The sequence below is a fragment of the Salinibaculum sp. SYNS191 genome (genome assembly GCF_037338445.1).
Lineage (GTDB): Archaea > Halobacteriota > Halobacteria > Halobacteriales > Haloarculaceae > Salinibaculum > Salinibaculum marinum.
Genome location: NZ_CP147838.1, coordinates 2902778 through 2915796, shown reverse-complemented (window position 1 = coordinate 2915796; position 13019 = coordinate 2902778). Strand labels below are relative to the sequence as shown.

At 66.0% G+C, this 13019-nt stretch carries 16 protein-coding genes; 8 read left to right on the top strand and 8 right to left on the bottom strand.

Features of this window, described 5'->3' with window-relative positions; genetic code table 11:
• Window positions 1-114: 114 nt before the first annotated feature.
• From WDJ57_RS15430 to WDJ57_RS15415, 4 genes are all read right to left on the bottom strand, one after another.
• A complete protein-coding gene (locus tag WDJ57_RS15430; protein ID WP_338901742.1) occupies window positions 115-609 on the bottom strand; it encodes an Lrp/AsnC family transcriptional regulator in 495 nt (164 codons plus the stop codon).
• Window positions 610-709: 100 nt separating this feature from the next.
• Window positions 710-1747 carry a two-component system sensor histidine kinase NtrB gene (locus tag WDJ57_RS15425; protein ID WP_338901741.1) on the bottom strand — a complete coding sequence of 346 codons (1038 nt, stop codon included), beginning with the start codon at window positions 1745-1747 and terminating at the stop codon, window positions 710-712.
• Between the two features lie 617 nt (window positions 1748-2364).
• Window positions 2365-3801, bottom strand: coding sequence for a PAS domain S-box protein (locus WDJ57_RS15420; protein ID WP_338901740.1), 1437 nt, complete (start codon window positions 3799-3801; stop codon window positions 2365-2367).
• A gap of 60 nt (window positions 3802-3861) precedes the next feature.
• Window positions 3862-4296: a universal stress protein gene (locus WDJ57_RS15415; RefSeq protein WP_338901739.1), complete on the bottom strand. Its 435-nt coding sequence runs from the start codon at window positions 4294-4296 to the stop codon at window positions 3862-3864.
• A gap of 220 nt (window positions 4297-4516) precedes the next feature.
• Between WDJ57_RS15415 and WDJ57_RS15410 the strand changes: the two genes are divergently transcribed.
• Genes WDJ57_RS15410 through WDJ57_RS15400 form a run of 3 tightly spaced genes read left to right on the top strand, consistent with a single transcriptional unit; the run spans window position 4517 to window position 7198 of the window.
• Window positions 4517-5953 (top strand): cytochrome ubiquinol oxidase subunit I, encoded by a 1437-nt coding sequence (locus tag WDJ57_RS15410; protein WP_338901738.1) that lies wholly within the window; start codon window positions 4517-4519, stop codon window positions 5951-5953.
• Entirely contained in the window at window positions 5946-6947 is a 1002-nt protein-coding gene (locus WDJ57_RS15405; RefSeq protein ID WP_338901737.1) for a cytochrome d ubiquinol oxidase subunit II, read from the top strand. The genes WDJ57_RS15410 and WDJ57_RS15405 overlap by 8 nt, the downstream gene beginning before the upstream one ends.
• 2 nt (window positions 6948-6949) lie before the next feature.
• Window positions 6950-7198 carry a hypothetical protein gene (locus tag WDJ57_RS15400; RefSeq protein ID WP_338901735.1) on the top strand — a complete coding sequence of 83 codons (249 nt, stop codon included), beginning with the start codon at window positions 6950-6952 and terminating at the stop codon, window positions 7196-7198.
• Window positions 7199-7236: 38 nt separating this feature from the next.
• On the opposite strand, the gene WDJ57_RS15395 is transcribed toward WDJ57_RS15400, so the two are convergent.
• Complete coding sequence (locus WDJ57_RS15395; RefSeq protein WP_338901734.1) at window positions 7237-7491, bottom strand: hypothetical protein; 255 nt, start codon at window positions 7489-7491, stop codon at window positions 7237-7239.
• Window positions 7492-7610: 119 nt separating this feature from the next.
• Here WDJ57_RS15395 and WDJ57_RS15390 point away from each other — a divergent pair, with 119 nt between their 5' ends.
• From WDJ57_RS15390 to WDJ57_RS15370, 5 genes are all read left to right on the top strand, one after another.
• The gene (locus WDJ57_RS15390) at window positions 7611-7793 is read left to right on the top strand and encodes a hypothetical protein (protein ID WP_338901733.1); all 183 of its coding nucleotides are present in this window, start codon (window positions 7611-7613) and stop codon (window positions 7791-7793) included.
• Between the two features lie 141 nt (window positions 7794-7934).
• Complete coding sequence (locus WDJ57_RS15385) at window positions 7935-8216, top strand: hypothetical protein (protein ID WP_338901732.1); 282 nt, start codon at window positions 7935-7937, stop codon at window positions 8214-8216.
• 95 nt (window positions 8217-8311) lie between these two features.
• Window positions 8312-9178 carry a sulfurtransferase gene (locus tag WDJ57_RS15380; protein ID WP_338901731.1) on the top strand — a complete coding sequence of 289 codons (867 nt, stop codon included), beginning with the start codon at window positions 8312-8314 and terminating at the stop codon, window positions 9176-9178.
• Between the two features lie 60 nt (window positions 9179-9238).
• Complete coding sequence (locus WDJ57_RS15375; protein WP_338901730.1) at window positions 9239-10006, top strand: helix-turn-helix domain-containing protein; 768 nt, start codon at window positions 9239-9241, stop codon at window positions 10004-10006.
• Between the two features lie 81 nt (window positions 10007-10087).
• Window positions 10088-10963, top strand: a complete 876-nt coding sequence (locus WDJ57_RS15370) for a ZIP family metal transporter (protein ID WP_338901729.1) — start codon at window positions 10088-10090, stop codon at window positions 10961-10963.
• A 45-nt stretch (window positions 10964-11008) separates the two neighbouring features.
• On the opposite strand, the gene WDJ57_RS15365 is transcribed toward WDJ57_RS15370, so the two are convergent.
• The 3 genes from WDJ57_RS15365 to WDJ57_RS15355 form a co-directional block, all read right to left on the bottom strand.
• Window positions 11009-11299, bottom strand: a complete 291-nt coding sequence (locus tag WDJ57_RS15365) for a HalOD1 output domain-containing protein (RefSeq protein WP_338901728.1) — start codon at window positions 11297-11299, stop codon at window positions 11009-11011.
• Between the two features lie 156 nt (window positions 11300-11455).
• Window positions 11456-11731: a HalOD1 output domain-containing protein gene (locus WDJ57_RS15360; protein WP_338901727.1), complete on the bottom strand. Its 276-nt coding sequence runs from the start codon at window positions 11729-11731 to the stop codon at window positions 11456-11458.
• 5 nt (window positions 11732-11736) lie between these two features.
• The gene (locus WDJ57_RS15355) at window positions 11737-12936 is read right to left on the bottom strand and encodes a DUF7344 domain-containing protein (RefSeq protein WP_338901726.1); all 1200 of its coding nucleotides are present in this window, start codon (window positions 12934-12936) and stop codon (window positions 11737-11739) included.
• Between the last annotated feature and the right edge of the window lie 83 nt (window positions 12937-13019).

The window sequence follows — 13019 nt, the reverse complement described above, 5'->3', positions numbered from 1 at the left end:
GAGTGCTGTCGTCGGACATCGTCACCAGGTCAACAATAGTTCCGGATATAGATAAATATCTAGGTCTGAATTCCGTATCGGAAAATTAAGTTGCCATATTCGCCGCCCTCAGAATTAGGATGGGTCGTCAGTGGCAGCCGCGTCGGGACCGAACAGGTGGAACGGGCGGGTGTACTCGTTGCGGATGAGGTCCTCGTCGACCACTTCGAGGCCGATCTCGTTGAGGTCGCGACCGATGCGGCTGAGGTCGTTGCTGTCCGTGCCCACGACCTCGACGTGGACGTTGTCCGCCCCGGTCATCACCTCCCGGATGGCGACCACCCCGGGCACGTCGAGCGCGCGCCTGGCGATCTCTTCGCGTTCGTGAATCGGGGCCGTGCAGACGATGAGCGTGTGCAACTGGTAGCCCGCCGCCTCGTAATCGACGTCCACGTCGTAGCCCCGGATGACGTCGTTCTCTTCGAGTTTGTTGATGCGGTTTCGCACCGTTCGCGCCGAGACGGCCAGCGATTCAGCAATCTCGCTGGCCGAGGTGTGTCGGGCGTCCCGCTGGAGCGCGTAGATGATTCGCCTGTCGAGGTCGTCGAGCGACGCGTTCGCCTCGGTCATGGCTACTGATTGCACCGGCCCCGGTACAAAACTTCGTGGTGCGACCGGGGACGTCACCCCGTCGGGACCGACGGAGTGTGGTGGCGCCCGAGAAGGCAAATCACGTGGCTATCGGGAGTTCGACCGTGAAGACGGCGCCGTCCGGGTCGTTGTCCTCGACGTGGACCTCGCCCCCGTAGGACTCGACGAGCGTCTGGACGAGGTACAGTCCGATACCGGTCCCCTGGCTGTCCAGTCCCGCTTCGCCCTTCCCGAAGATAGTCTCTTTCTGCTCGTCCGGGATGCCCGGTCCGTTGTCGGCGACTCTGACGGTGACTGTACGCTCCGACTCCGTGACGTCGATCGTCACTTCCGGGACGTCGCGGGTGTTGTGCTGGACGGCGTTTTTCAGGAGGTTGCGAAACACCGAATCCAGCATGTCGTTGGCCCGGACGCGGACGTTCGGGATGACCGACTCCACGGTGATAACCGCGTGCGGGTGCGACGACCGCACCTCGTCGATTTCGGTTTCGAGCGCGCTCCGGAGCGAGAGCGACTGGATTTCGTCCTCCGACCGGAGCATCAGGTCGGCCATGTTCCGGGCCGTAATCGTCAGGTCGACGGCGTGGTGTGCGTTCTGGAGAATCGTCTCGATGTACTCGTGAGTGCCCTCGTCGTCACAGGCCTCGTCGGCCAGTTCCGCGTACGCCGTCACCAGCTGGAGGTCGTTGCGGATGTCGTGGCGCAGCATCTGGTTCAGGACGTCGAGGTTGTCACGCTGCTCCTTGAGGCGGCGTTCGAACTCCTTGCGCGTGGAGATGTCCTGGCAGTACGCGACGAAGCGGTCGTCGTCGAGCGCAACGGCGTCGAAAATCACGTCCACGCCGTGGCCGTCCCGATGTCTCAGCGTCGCCTCGGTGCGCACGTTGCCCGACTCCCTGAGTTCCGCCAGGGTTTCCTCCTCCTCCGGGACCTCCTGGTCGGTCACGCCCAGGTCGGTGACGGACATCGAGAGGAGTTCGTCCTTCGAGTACCCGACCATCTCGCAGGCCGTCGAGTTCACGTCGACGTACTGGCCCTCGCTGTTCACGACGAATATCCCGACCGGAGACGCTTCGATGTACTCGCGATATACGCGCTCGTCGTCGAGTGTGTCCATCTGATGTCTCCTTGTTTGAACGTTACATTGGTAGAATACATAGCTCGTTCGGTACATTATCCAGGGAATGGTGCAGTATTCGGCAAGAAAGTGTACGCGCCGAGGTGTATCCAGGGCGTCACCGCGGCGCCATACTCCTCCGGAGGAGAGTGGTCGCAAGGTGTCGGCTTCGACCGCACGCCGGCGTCGGCAGTCGTCGCCGGGCGGTCCCGGAAGGTGACCGCGTCCCGCGAGCGGGCAGCGGAAAGTTGTCCTGTGCCAACGGCGGGATTAATCGACTGCGGCGAGGAGTATCAGGTGGCCCCGGCAGACTGCTATCCTGACCAGTCCGACGGCGGCCTGTGGCTCGGAGCGGCGTCTCGGTGCGCTGGTCAACAGGTGGAGTCCGCTCCAGCCGCATTCGCACGTGTTCACGCCCGGTGCGAGCCCCCGGTCTTGCAGTTTGGGAACAGGAGCCGAACTTTATGTCGGTCCCCGTAGTTGTCGAGGATGGGGGGAGAGACGAGTGCCTCTGACAGCGCAGGGTCTCTCCCCTCTCCGTACGTTATCTGAGTATTTCACAATATCCACAATCAAGAGTAGGTGCCAGGTGTCTCACGCCGTGTCGGGGGCGTCGCTCACACTGTCTGGAGTTCGACGACGAACACCGACCCCTCCGGGTGGTTGTCCTCGACACGGACCGCGCCGCCGTAGTTTTCGACGAGCGTCTCGACCAGATACAGGCCGATGCCCGTTCCGCTGCTGTCCAGTCCCGTTTCCGCCTTGCCGAATATCTCGTCTTTCTGTCCGTCGGGGATACCCGGTCCGTTGTCGGCGATGCGCACGACGACGGCGTCCGCGTCCGCTCGAACGGTCGTCGAGACGGTGACTTCGGGCAGTTCCTTGTCGTTGTGCTGGACGGCGTTTTTCAGGAGGTTGCGAAACACCGAGTCCAGCATGTCGCTGGCGCGGACCTGCACGGCCGGGAGGTTGTCGTCCACGGTCACGAGCGCGGCGGGGTGCGTCGAACGGATTTCGTCGAGTTCGCTCTCCAGGGTGGTCCGGAGGTTGACCGACTGGACGACGTCCTCGTCCGTGAGCATCACGTCGGCCATGTCCCGGGCCGTCGTGGTGAGTTCGATGGCGTGGTCGGCGCTTTCACGCACCGTCTGGACGTACTCCTGCTTGTCGCCCTCGACGCACTCCGCGAGCATCTCGGCGTAGGCCGTCACCAGCTGGAGGTCGTTGCGGACGTCGTGCCGGAGGACCTGGTTCAGAACGTCTAAGTTGTCGCGCTGCTCCTTGAGGCGCTGTTCGTACTCCTTGCGGTCGGTCACGTCGATGAGGCTCTCCACCAGTCTGACGACGGTGCCCTCGTCGTCGAAGACGGGTGCTGCGTGGACCTCGTGGACGCGCTCGTTGCCCTCGTCGTCGTAGTGGGTGTGTTCGACCGTCGTGGGCTCGCCCGTCTCCACGACGTCCCGGAGCGGACAGGGGAAGGTCGCACCGTCGCCCTCGTGACACGGCCGATCGCGCTGGTGGGTGACCTCGTAACAGGTCTGTCCCGCCTGTGCGGTGGCCTTCGAGTTGGCCCGGCGAATCCCGTAATCCTCGACGTCGAGTACGTACAGCGGGTGTGGAACAGCCTGGAAGATATCGTCGAAGCCGCCGCGGGTGCGCGCGAGTTCGGTCTCGCGTCGCTCGTACTCGGCGACGTCCCGGCAGATGGCGACGAACCGGACCTCACCCGCGACTGTCGTCTTTCGCAGCGACACCTCGACGGGAAACGTCGAGCCGTCCTCGCGCCGATGCGTTCCATCGACGGTCTCCCGGTCGTCGGCGTCCAGGTCCCGCCAGAGCGAGCGCAACTCGTCGTCGGTGTGGGCCGCCTCGACGTCGGTGACGCGCATCGACGTCAACTCCTCGCGGGTGTACCCCAGCGTCTGGCTGGCCCGCTCGTTGACGTGGCCGATGCGGCCGTCCGCGTCGTGAAACAGAATCGCCTCGGGCGACGTCTCGAAGACCGTCTCCAGCAGTGCGGGCCGAGGGCCATCGTGATTGTGTGTCTTGCCCATTACACGACCATTCGACCCGCAATAAAAAGGGATGCTCATCTCGCGCCCGACCCGTACCCGTCAGCGCACGACCATGACCGGGGCGGGGGCGCGGCGAACGACCGTTTCCGAGACGCCGCCCATGAGAATGCGGGCCGGGAGCGACCGGCCGTGACTCCCCAGGATAATCAGGTCGACGTCGTTGTCCTCGGCGTATTCGAGGATGCTGCTCGCATCTTCGCCGACGACAGAGTCGGTCGCGATGTCCACGTCGTACTCCGCGGCGATGGCCTCGGCGTCGGCCAGCAACTCGTGGGTGTGCTCGCGCGCCTTCGCGAGCCACTGGTCGAACTCGTCGGGTTCGTCCCCCCAGCCGCCGGGGCCGAGGTCGCTGGACCGGAAGTCGATGACGTGGAGGACGGTGATGTCTGCATCCGGATGGAGCGAGAGGGTCGTCCGTAGCGCCTTCTCGGCCAGGTCGGAGTAGTCCATCGGGACGAGGACTCGTGTTGCCATACTAACCACTACGGGAAATCGCCTGAAGAACGTACCCCAGGGAGAGGTGGACAGAGCGGCCGGTGCCAGAACCGTCTATCGGCGGGCCGCGCCGCACCCCTAACAACTGGCTGACAGGCGCTCCGACGGGTTGGTACAGGCCAACTCAACGTTTACTCGCCCCCCTCGGCTAGGCCGAGGTGAGTCGCGCAGCAAGCACTCCGCCCCAGCATCCCAAGTCATGCTCGACCCAGTCATAGCCAGTCGCTTACAGTTCGCAGTCACAACCATCGTGCACATCATCTTCCCGGTGATGAGCATGGGGCTCGCACCGTTTCTCGTCTACTTCACCTGGAAGGACATCCGGACGGGGAAACCGATCTACGAGCGGTTGCGGCGCTTCTGGACGAAGATTTTCGCCATCAGTTTCGTCGTCGGGACGGTGACGGGAATCGTCCTGGAGTTCGAGTTCGGGACGAACTTCGCGGCCTTCTCGACCGCCGCCGGCGAACTGTTCGGCGGGCCGCTGGCCGTCGAGGGGATGATGGCCTTCATGCTGGAGGCCACGTTCCTCGGCATCTTCGTCTTCGGCCGCGACCGGGTGTCGAACGCGCTCTATTTCGTCTCCAGCGTCGCCGTCGCCGTCGGGACCTGGCTGTCGGCCGTCTGGATTCTCATCGCCAACTCCTGGATGCAGACACCGCGCGGGTTCGAAGTCGTCAACGAGGGCGGCCAGGCGGTCGTCCACCTGACGGACCCCATCGCCGCCTACCTCAATCCCCGCTTTGGCTACATGTACGTCCACATGCAGAACGCGGCCGTCGAGTCGGTCGCGCTGTTCATGGCCGGCATCGCGGCCTACTACGTCTTCCGGCACCACGTCTGGGGCTACCAGAACGAACAGGTCGACTTCTGGGAGACCACCCTCAAAATCGCCCTGGTCGCGCTGCTCATCACGGCCCCGCTCCAGGTGCTCCACGGCGACATGTACGGCCGCCACGTCGCGGAGACCCAGCCACAGAAGTTCGCCGCGATGGAGGCGGTCTGGGAGACCGAATCGTACGTCCCCGAGTACCTCATCGCGGTGCCGACGGACCTGGCGGATATCACGGACCCGCGGGCGAAGGACCTGTTCGGCCTCGGCATTCCGGGCGGTGCCTCCTGGCTCGCCAGCGGGGGTGATCCGTCGGCCGAGATACAGGGGTTAGACTCCTTCGACGCCGAGGCGCCCCCTGTCGCCATCGTCTTCTGGGCGTTCCGCGCCATGGTCGGCCTCGGGTTCTGGTTCATCCTCCTGGCGTTCTGGGGCGGCTACCGGTGGTGGAAAGGGCAGTTGCTCGAAGACGACCTGTTGCACAAGGCGCTGATGGGGTCGACGCTGCTGGGCATCGTCGCCGTCGAAGTCGGGTGGATCGTCACCGAGGTGGGACGGCAACCCTGGGTCATCCAGGACGTGATGAAGACGAGCGCCGGCGTCTCGCCCGGGCTGACGGGGGCGGAAGCGACGCTGACGCTGGTCGGGTTCGTCGTCGTGTACGCGCTACTGCTGGCGCTGTATGGCTACGTCGTCGTCCGCATCATCCGCAACGGGCCGCCCGGCGACGAGGAACTCGATTCGGTCGAGGTCCCCGACGAGAACCGCGAGGTCCCGCCGGCGGGGGTGACCAACGATGACTGACCTCGGCTGGCTCGATGCCGGCCCCATCTTCGGCCTCCCCCTGCCGGAACTGTGGTTCGGGTTGCTGTTCGTGATGCTCGGGACCTTCCTGTTCCTGGACGGGTTCGACTTCGGTGCCGGGGCGGTCTTCGCGACGCGGGACTCGGAGGCGGACCGGGAGACGATTCTCGCCGCGATCGGCCCCTTCTGGGACGGCAACGAGGTCTGGCTCGTGGTCTTCGGCGGCGCCCTCTTCGCCGCGTTCCCGTCCGTGTACGCGGGGCTGTTCAGCCGCCACTACCTGTTGCTGTTCGGCGTCCTCGGGGCGCTCATCCTCCGCGGGCTCGCACCCGAGATGTACGAGCAGCGGGACGACGAGACGTGGCAGCGCTGGTGGGGCCGGGCCTTCGTCGCCGGGAGCGTCGGCGCGCCGCTGCTGCTGGGCGTGTTCGTCGGGAACTGGCTCCTCGGCGCGACGACGGCCCTCACCCTCGGCGGGGCGCTCACGGGACTGACCGTCGTCGCGCTGACCGTCGTCTCCGGCGTCGCCTTCCTCCAAGTGAAGACGCGAGCCGGGATGGACGCCGACCTCCAGCGGTACGGGGAGGGTGCCATCGCGGCCTACCTGGTCGCAGTCGTCCTGACGCTCGTCGCGCTCGGCCTCACCCGGCCGGGACTGGTGCCGACGCTGACCAGCCCGGCAGTGCTGGGGCTGGTCGTGCTGACGCTCGTCCTGGCCGGCGGCTACGTCGTCCTGCTCAGGCAGGGCCGTGACGTGGCAGCGCTGGCAGCCAGCGCCGGCCTGACCTACGGGCTCGCGACAGTCGTCGCGCTGTTGCTGTACCCGACCGTCGACCCGGCGAGCGGAACCTCCGTCGGTGAGGCGATCGTCTCCACCCTGCCGCTGAATCTCATGTCCCTGGGTGCCGCGATACTCCTGCCGCTGGTCGCGACGTACTTCGTCGTGCTCTACACGGCGTTCAGCGGACCGATAGAGCCGTCGGAGGGGTACTGACGATGGCCACCGACGACCAGCGGCGGTCCCGCGACGGCACGGAGCCCGCGGCGAACTCGCTCTCGAAGCCGCTGCTGTCCCGGATACTCGTGACGTGGGCCGAAATCATGTTCGTCGGGTTCGCCGGGGCGGCAATCGCCGGCAGCACCTCCGGGCCGCCACAGCTCGTCGTCTACCTCGCGGCGACGCTGCTCACCGTCGGTCTCCTCCTCTACAACGTCGACGTGCTCGTGCGGGCCCGTCTCTCCTGACGACGCCCGTCGCGTTCGCGGTCGGGTCGCTCCGGTCGTCAGGACGGGCGTCTCTTGTCGCGACCCTCGCGGTCGGACAGCCCCAGCGCGGCGAGCAGGACCGCCGCAGGCACCAGCAGGAGGGCACCGACGGCGGTGACGGTGTCCTGGTTGGTCAGGCCGTAGACGATAGCGACAGTCGCGAGCAACAGCATCGCGGCCGCGCCGAGACAGAAGCGGCAGTCGACGCTCCGGTCCCGGAGCGCTGCGAGCAGTTCCGATGGGGACATACACCGGTCGTAGTCGCTCGTCATCTGTAGGGCGTCCGTTGGTCTACGCCAACGACCGCAGTGCGAAACCGCTGGAGGGACCCCGGTTCTGGATTGGCCAGGACCAAGCGAACCGTCTCGAACGCGGAGCCCCGAGCGGGGGTATGGAGACCAGGCACCTGGTACTGAGTCTCGTGGTGATTCTGACGGGCATACTGGCGGTCCGCGGCGTCGTCGCGCTGAGCGCGGGGGAGTTCGGTACGGTCGCACGGCAAGCCGGCGTCGGAGCTATCGTCCTCGGGTTCGGCGTCGGCCTCTACCGGAACTGGGAGACACTCGGTGTGTAGCGCAGGCGGTAGCGAGACGACTATCCGGTGAGTGCCAGTCACTGCCCCGCGTCTGATGGGTGTGGAGGGTGGAGTTAACAGTGTTTGTAGTGGGCAATCTTCACAATATTAATGAGGGCAGCTACCCTACGTCGCGGTGTGATGCGTGGACCGAACTGTCGGAAGATGGCCGCCGTGGCGGCGGTCGTCCAGGGCGTCGTCACGGCGATTGCACCGCGGGCAGGCGCGGAGCTGACACGAAGAATGCTGTCACAGAACTTCGAGAACACGGAGATGCTGGAACCCGACCCCGGCTACATCAGGCAGATTCGCGCACTGAGTATCGGGATGGTGGCCGCCGGGATTGCCGGGGTCGCGCTGGAACGCGTCGGGACCGCCGACGGGAGTCACCAGCAGACTGACACCGCCGGGGAGGAGCGCTGACCCGGTGACGAGAGCCTCTGCGTCGACTGCTCGAAGCGACAGGGACGGCCGGCGACACCGAGCATAGATGGTGCGAGAGCGCCTACGGTGGACCGATGGACACAGCTGAGGTCGACGCGCTCGTCTCCCCCGAGTGGGTGGACGAGCGACTCGAAGCGTTCGGTCGCGACGACCCCGAGTACCGGCTGGTGGAGGTCGACGCCTACCCCGAGACGTACCGGGACGCGCACGTTCCCGGCGCTGTCACGCTCGAATGGCAGGAGCACCTCCGCGACGCGACGGTCTTCGACGTGCCGTCGGAATCACGTTTCGAGCGCCTGCTCGGGACGCGAGGAATTACCGACGAGACGACGGTCGTCTTCTACGGCGACACGCAGAACTGGTTCGCCGCGTACGCGTACTGGCTCCTGCGGTACTACGGCCATCGGGACGTCAGACTGCTCGACGGGGGCCGTGACATCTGGCTGGCGAGCGGCCGAGAGACGACGGACGTGGTCCCGTCGTACGCCGAGCGGTCGTACCGTATCGGCGGCGTCGAGGACTCGATTCGCATCGACCGCGAGGGCGTTCGCGCCGCGATGGAGGGCGACGAGCACCTCGTCGACGTCCGTGCACCCGCGGAGTTCCGGGGCGAAATCCTTTCGCCGCCGGGCTGGAACGAGAGCGTCCAGCGAGGGGGCCACATCCCCGGCGCAATCAACGTCCCGTGGAGTCGGGTCGTACAGCCGACGGGCCGGTTCAAACCGGCGGCGGAGATGCGGGCGGTCTTCGCGGAGGCCGGTCTCGACACCGACGACGACATCGTGGTGTACTGCCGCATCGGTGAACGGTCGGCACTGACGTGGGTCGCCCTTCACGAACTCCTCGACTTCGACGCCGTCCGTCACTACTACGGGTCGTGGGTCGAGTGGGGCAACACCGTCGGCGCGCCGGTCGCAAACGGTCGAGAGGCGGGGCCATGACCCCGGCCAGCACGACACCGACCGACGGGCGGCGCGAGAGGCCCGCGGCCGAGGGCGGCGATGGCCTCTGACGGCACCGCGCGGCTGCGGGAGTTCACCTTCTCGCTGCACTACGAGGAGACCGAGGACGACGTCATGCGGCTCTTTCACGACCACTCGGACCTGTCGGCGTCGGCCATCGACGTCTGCACCGGCGCTCGGTCCTATCTCCGCGTGCTCCAGATTAGCGGCCCGAGCGACGCCGTCGAACGCGCAGAGGCGGCGTTTCGAGAGCGCGCACACGGCCCCGAGAGCGTGCAGCCACGCCAGGACACGTCGCCGGGAACGGCCTTCCCGCTCGCGACCGGGTCGGGCGACCGGACGCTCTACATCCCCGTCGAACACGAGGCGACCACCGAGACGGTCCAGACAATCGTCTGCTCGCAACTCGGGGCCGGCACGCTGGCCGACGTCCACTACCACGACGGCGTCGAGTCCTGGCGACTGCTGATGCCCTCCGACGACCAGGTGGGGCTCGTCTACGACCGGATATCCGCCGCGTTGCGCGATGGCGTCCGGTTCGAACTGGGTCACATCGGCGACGCCGTCGAGTGGGACGGGTTGGGAGTCCTCGAAGCCGACGTCTCGGGCGTGCAGGAACAGGCACTCGTCGAGGCGGTGGCACGCGGGTACTACCAGCGGCCCCGCGAGGTCACCATCGACGAACTCGCCGCGGAACTCGACGTCCCACAGTCGACGCTGTCGTACCGTCTCCGGATGGGCGAGGCCACCCTGGTCAAACAGTACGTCGGCATGACGCTCGGCGACGAGTCGACTCCCGACGAGTGACCCACGGCGGGGACCTGCCGCCGTGCCCGGTTGGTAGTGACCAGCAACACGTTCACAAGTGCGTAGTTAATATTGTTAAATGTGCCCAATATAGACACGACAGATGCATCGGTCGAGCGTCCCGGACCGACGCGGCATCGAGTCGCGACCGGCCTCGGCCTCGCAGCCGTCCTCGTCTTCGTCGCAGCCCTCGGCGGGGGCCTCCTCTACGGCCGGACGAAGCTGGTCGGAATCGTGCTGTTCGCGTTCGTGGCGATGGTGGCCGGGGTCGGTATCCAGCAGTACAGCGTCCTGGACACGCCCCTGCGACGGCTGTGGGCCTACGGGCTCACGAGCGGGGCGATGCTCGCCAGCGCCGCCGCGCTCCTGGCACCGAAAGCCATCCTGCAACATCCCGAGTACGGCGGATTCGCCATCGCCTTCGGCTACCTGTCGGGCTACGCCGGGCACGAACTCGGACACCATCTCTCACACCGCAGCCTGCCGGTAAACGGTACCGTGGCGGAACTGACGGTGCACGCGATGCTCGCGGGGAGTATCATGGGCGTCGTCTACGGCACCCTCCCGTCGCTCACGCCGCTTTTCGGCTACGGAATCGTCGCTCACAAACTCCCGGCGGGGTTCAGCGGCGCGGAGACACTCGACCGCGACGACCTCCCGCTCGTCGTGATGGCCCTGCCCGCCGCTGCCGTCGGCCTCGTGGCTATCCCCCTGTCCATCTCGACGCCTGCACTGGGATCGGTCATCAAGGCACTCTTCTACGGCGTCTCCACCGGCGTGTTCGCACACGTCGCCATCGACATGATTCCGGAGTGTTCCGGCGGTGGCTCCGGCCACGGCCACGGCGAGGTCGCCTGCGGTCCCCAGCCAGACACGCAGCGACGACACGCCGTGTTCAGCACTCTCAGCGGTGCCGGCGCGCTTTTCGTCGTCTGGCAGGTGCTCGCCGCAATCTGAGAACGCAACTGCCACCCTCGGTCGAGTGCCGACGGCCAGGCCCGGCTACGAGATGCGACGGTCGGACAGGTCTGTCAGCCGGACCGTCGAGCGATTCACGGAGACCTCGTAGTCGTCGTAGGTGAAGCTGAGGCGAAACGGCGCGACCGGTTCGTCTTTCGCGCTGCGGAACAGCCGCTCCAGCGCGTCGGTCTCGACGGCGCTGTGCAGCGGGGCCAGGTCGTCCGGCGCACGTCCCGAAACGCTCTCCAGCGCCTGGACAATCGCCTCGATGGGCGTCTCGTCGGACCGAATCCGCCTGGTATGGTCTCCACCGTCTGTTTGCGAGAATCGCATGGGCCACGTAAGACCCTCCACCCCCATAGGACCACCGACAGTTCTCACGGCGTAGCAAACCCCGACCCTTTCTGTGTATCATCGTGTGATAATCGCGCAGTATCAACAACGTTGGTGACAGACCAGGCGGCAATAGGGGGAAGCGTCGCCCGCGCCTCACGAGTCCACGAGAACCTCGGACGGCGTCACCGTGACGTCGACGTCACAGTACTCGAAGGTAAAGGTCGTCGGCGACGGGTCGTCGCTCGTGCTGTCGAAGAGAATATTCAGCGCATCCGTGTCGACGACCGTGCCGAGTCGCGCCATCTCGAGCGGGGATTCTCCGGTGGCTTCAGCGACCGCGGCGACGACCGCAGCACTCGCTCGCTCGTCTGGTCCCTGGTCGTACACGAACGCCGCGTCTCGGTTCGGTGAATCTGGTGGCTGTGACATGTGTCTCAGAAGGGGAGCGTGGGAGCGAGTTCGCTGTACTGTTCGTCGATCTGGTCGAGGTGGCCGTCGAGCATCTGCCGAATCATGACGACCAGCGTGTTGTCCGCGCCCTCGCCGACGATGGCTTTCTCCTCGGGAACGCCCTCGTCGGTCTCCGTCTTGATGGTCCCGAGCATGACCGCGCGTCGGTCGGAGAGTATCAGGCGACCCACTCTGTTGCCCTCGACGGGCAGGTTCAACCAGTTCATCCGGGGTTCCCACAGCGTGACCTCGGGGGCGTGCTCGCGGACGTAATTGCGCACGGTCGTATCGTACGTGCCGATGTAGACGTCCACGCCCTGTGCGGCAGCGTCGATGACGCGACGGAAACACCCCGATTCGAGCATGTCGTTGTGCGTGAACATACAGAACAGTTCCTCCTCCGTCCGCTCGCCGAGCCACTGCCCGTAGGAGATGACGTCCTCGCGGCCCTGGATGTGGCCCATCTCCCGCGGGGTCGAATCGGTGGTCACCAGTGCCCGGAAGTGAGGACCGAGGACGGAGTGCATCCACGGCACGCGCAGTGCGGGATGTCCCGCGTACGCGACCGTCCGGGCGTCGGGGTCGTACTCGACGACACCCGCGTCGTCCATCAGCGGGAGGTGGACGTGAAAGAGCGTCTGGCGAATCGCCGCCACGTCCTCGCCGGGAACCGCCTGTCCCGCGACGCCGCGTTCGGTCGCGGCGATCTCGCGTGCCAGCGTCTCGACGTGAATCTCCTGAAACTCGTGGCTCAGCACGTCGAGAGCGGTGCGACGACGACCGACACTGAGAACGCGAAACAGCGCGTCGAGGGAGTCCGCGTCGGCGTCCTCCTCGCCCGAGATGACGTCGACGATGCCCCGGTCCTCGAAGGCGGGGTGGTCGGAGAGTGCGACCGTCCCGTGGTCGGGTTCCGGCACGACCAGCCCCGCTGCATCGAGCTTCGGGACGAGCGTGTGTCGGACCCTGAGAAGTGCCTGCGACACCGTGGTGTCTGCGTCCGCGTCGCGGCCGGTCGGGCAGTTGACGAGATGCGATGCGAGGTCCCGCTGTGTCAGAGAGTCGGGTGCCTGGTCGTAGAGGAAGCCGAGAATCCGGCGGCTGTCGCCGTTCGCGAGACAGGCAAAGAGCGCGTCGAGGCGCGCCCTCCCCCGATCCCCCCTCGTGTCATCGGTACGTGTCATCCGATAGTCATTCTGACGGGGGCACACATAAGTGTACTTCCTGTAAGTTTCCCACCACATCTGGAATCGAGGCGGGTAGTAGC

Excerpts from the sequence above, each read along its gene's own strand:
- WDJ57_RS15430 (WP_338901742.1), bottom strand. The coding sequence starts at position 609 with ATGACCGAGGCGAACGCGTCGCTCGACGACCTCGACAGGCGAATCATC.
- WDJ57_RS15425 (WP_338901741.1), bottom strand. The coding sequence starts at position 1,747 with ATGGACACACTCGACGACGAGCGCGTATATCGCGAGTACATCGAAGCG.
- WDJ57_RS15420 (WP_338901740.1), bottom strand. The coding sequence starts at position 3,801 with ATGGGCAAGACACACAATCACGATGGCCCTCGGCCCGCACTGCTGGAG.
- WDJ57_RS15415 (WP_338901739.1), bottom strand. The coding sequence starts at position 4,296 with ATGGCAACACGAGTCCTCGTCCCGATGGACTACTCCGACCTGGCCGAG.
- WDJ57_RS15410 (WP_338901738.1), top strand. The coding sequence starts at position 4,517 with ATGCTCGACCCAGTCATAGCCAGTCGCTTACAGTTCGCAGTCACAACC.
- WDJ57_RS15405 (WP_338901737.1), top strand. The coding sequence starts at position 5,946 with ATGACTGACCTCGGCTGGCTCGATGCCGGCCCCATCTTCGGCCTCCCC.
- WDJ57_RS15400 (WP_338901735.1), top strand. The coding sequence starts at position 6,950 with ATGGCCACCGACGACCAGCGGCGGTCCCGCGACGGCACGGAGCCCGCG.
- WDJ57_RS15395 (WP_338901734.1), bottom strand. The coding sequence starts at position 7,491 with ATGACGAGCGACTACGACCGGTGTATGTCCCCATCGGAACTGCTCGCA.
- WDJ57_RS15390 (WP_338901733.1), top strand. The coding sequence starts at position 7,611 with ATGGAGACCAGGCACCTGGTACTGAGTCTCGTGGTGATTCTGACGGGC.
- WDJ57_RS15385 (WP_338901732.1), top strand. The coding sequence starts at position 7,935 with ATGCGTGGACCGAACTGTCGGAAGATGGCCGCCGTGGCGGCGGTCGTC.
- WDJ57_RS15380 (WP_338901731.1), top strand. The coding sequence starts at position 8,312 with ATGGACACAGCTGAGGTCGACGCGCTCGTCTCCCCCGAGTGGGTGGAC.
- WDJ57_RS15375 (WP_338901730.1), top strand. The coding sequence starts at position 9,239 with ATGGCCTCTGACGGCACCGCGCGGCTGCGGGAGTTCACCTTCTCGCTG.
- WDJ57_RS15365 (WP_338901728.1), bottom strand. The coding sequence starts at position 11,299 with ATGCGATTCTCGCAAACAGACGGTGGAGACCATACCAGGCGGATTCGG.
- WDJ57_RS15360 (WP_338901727.1), bottom strand. The coding sequence starts at position 11,731 with ATGTCACAGCCACCAGATTCACCGAACCGAGACGCGGCGTTCGTGTAC.
- WDJ57_RS15355 (WP_338901726.1), bottom strand. The coding sequence starts at position 12,936 with ATGACACGTACCGATGACACGAGGGGGGATCGGGGGAGGGCGCGCCTC.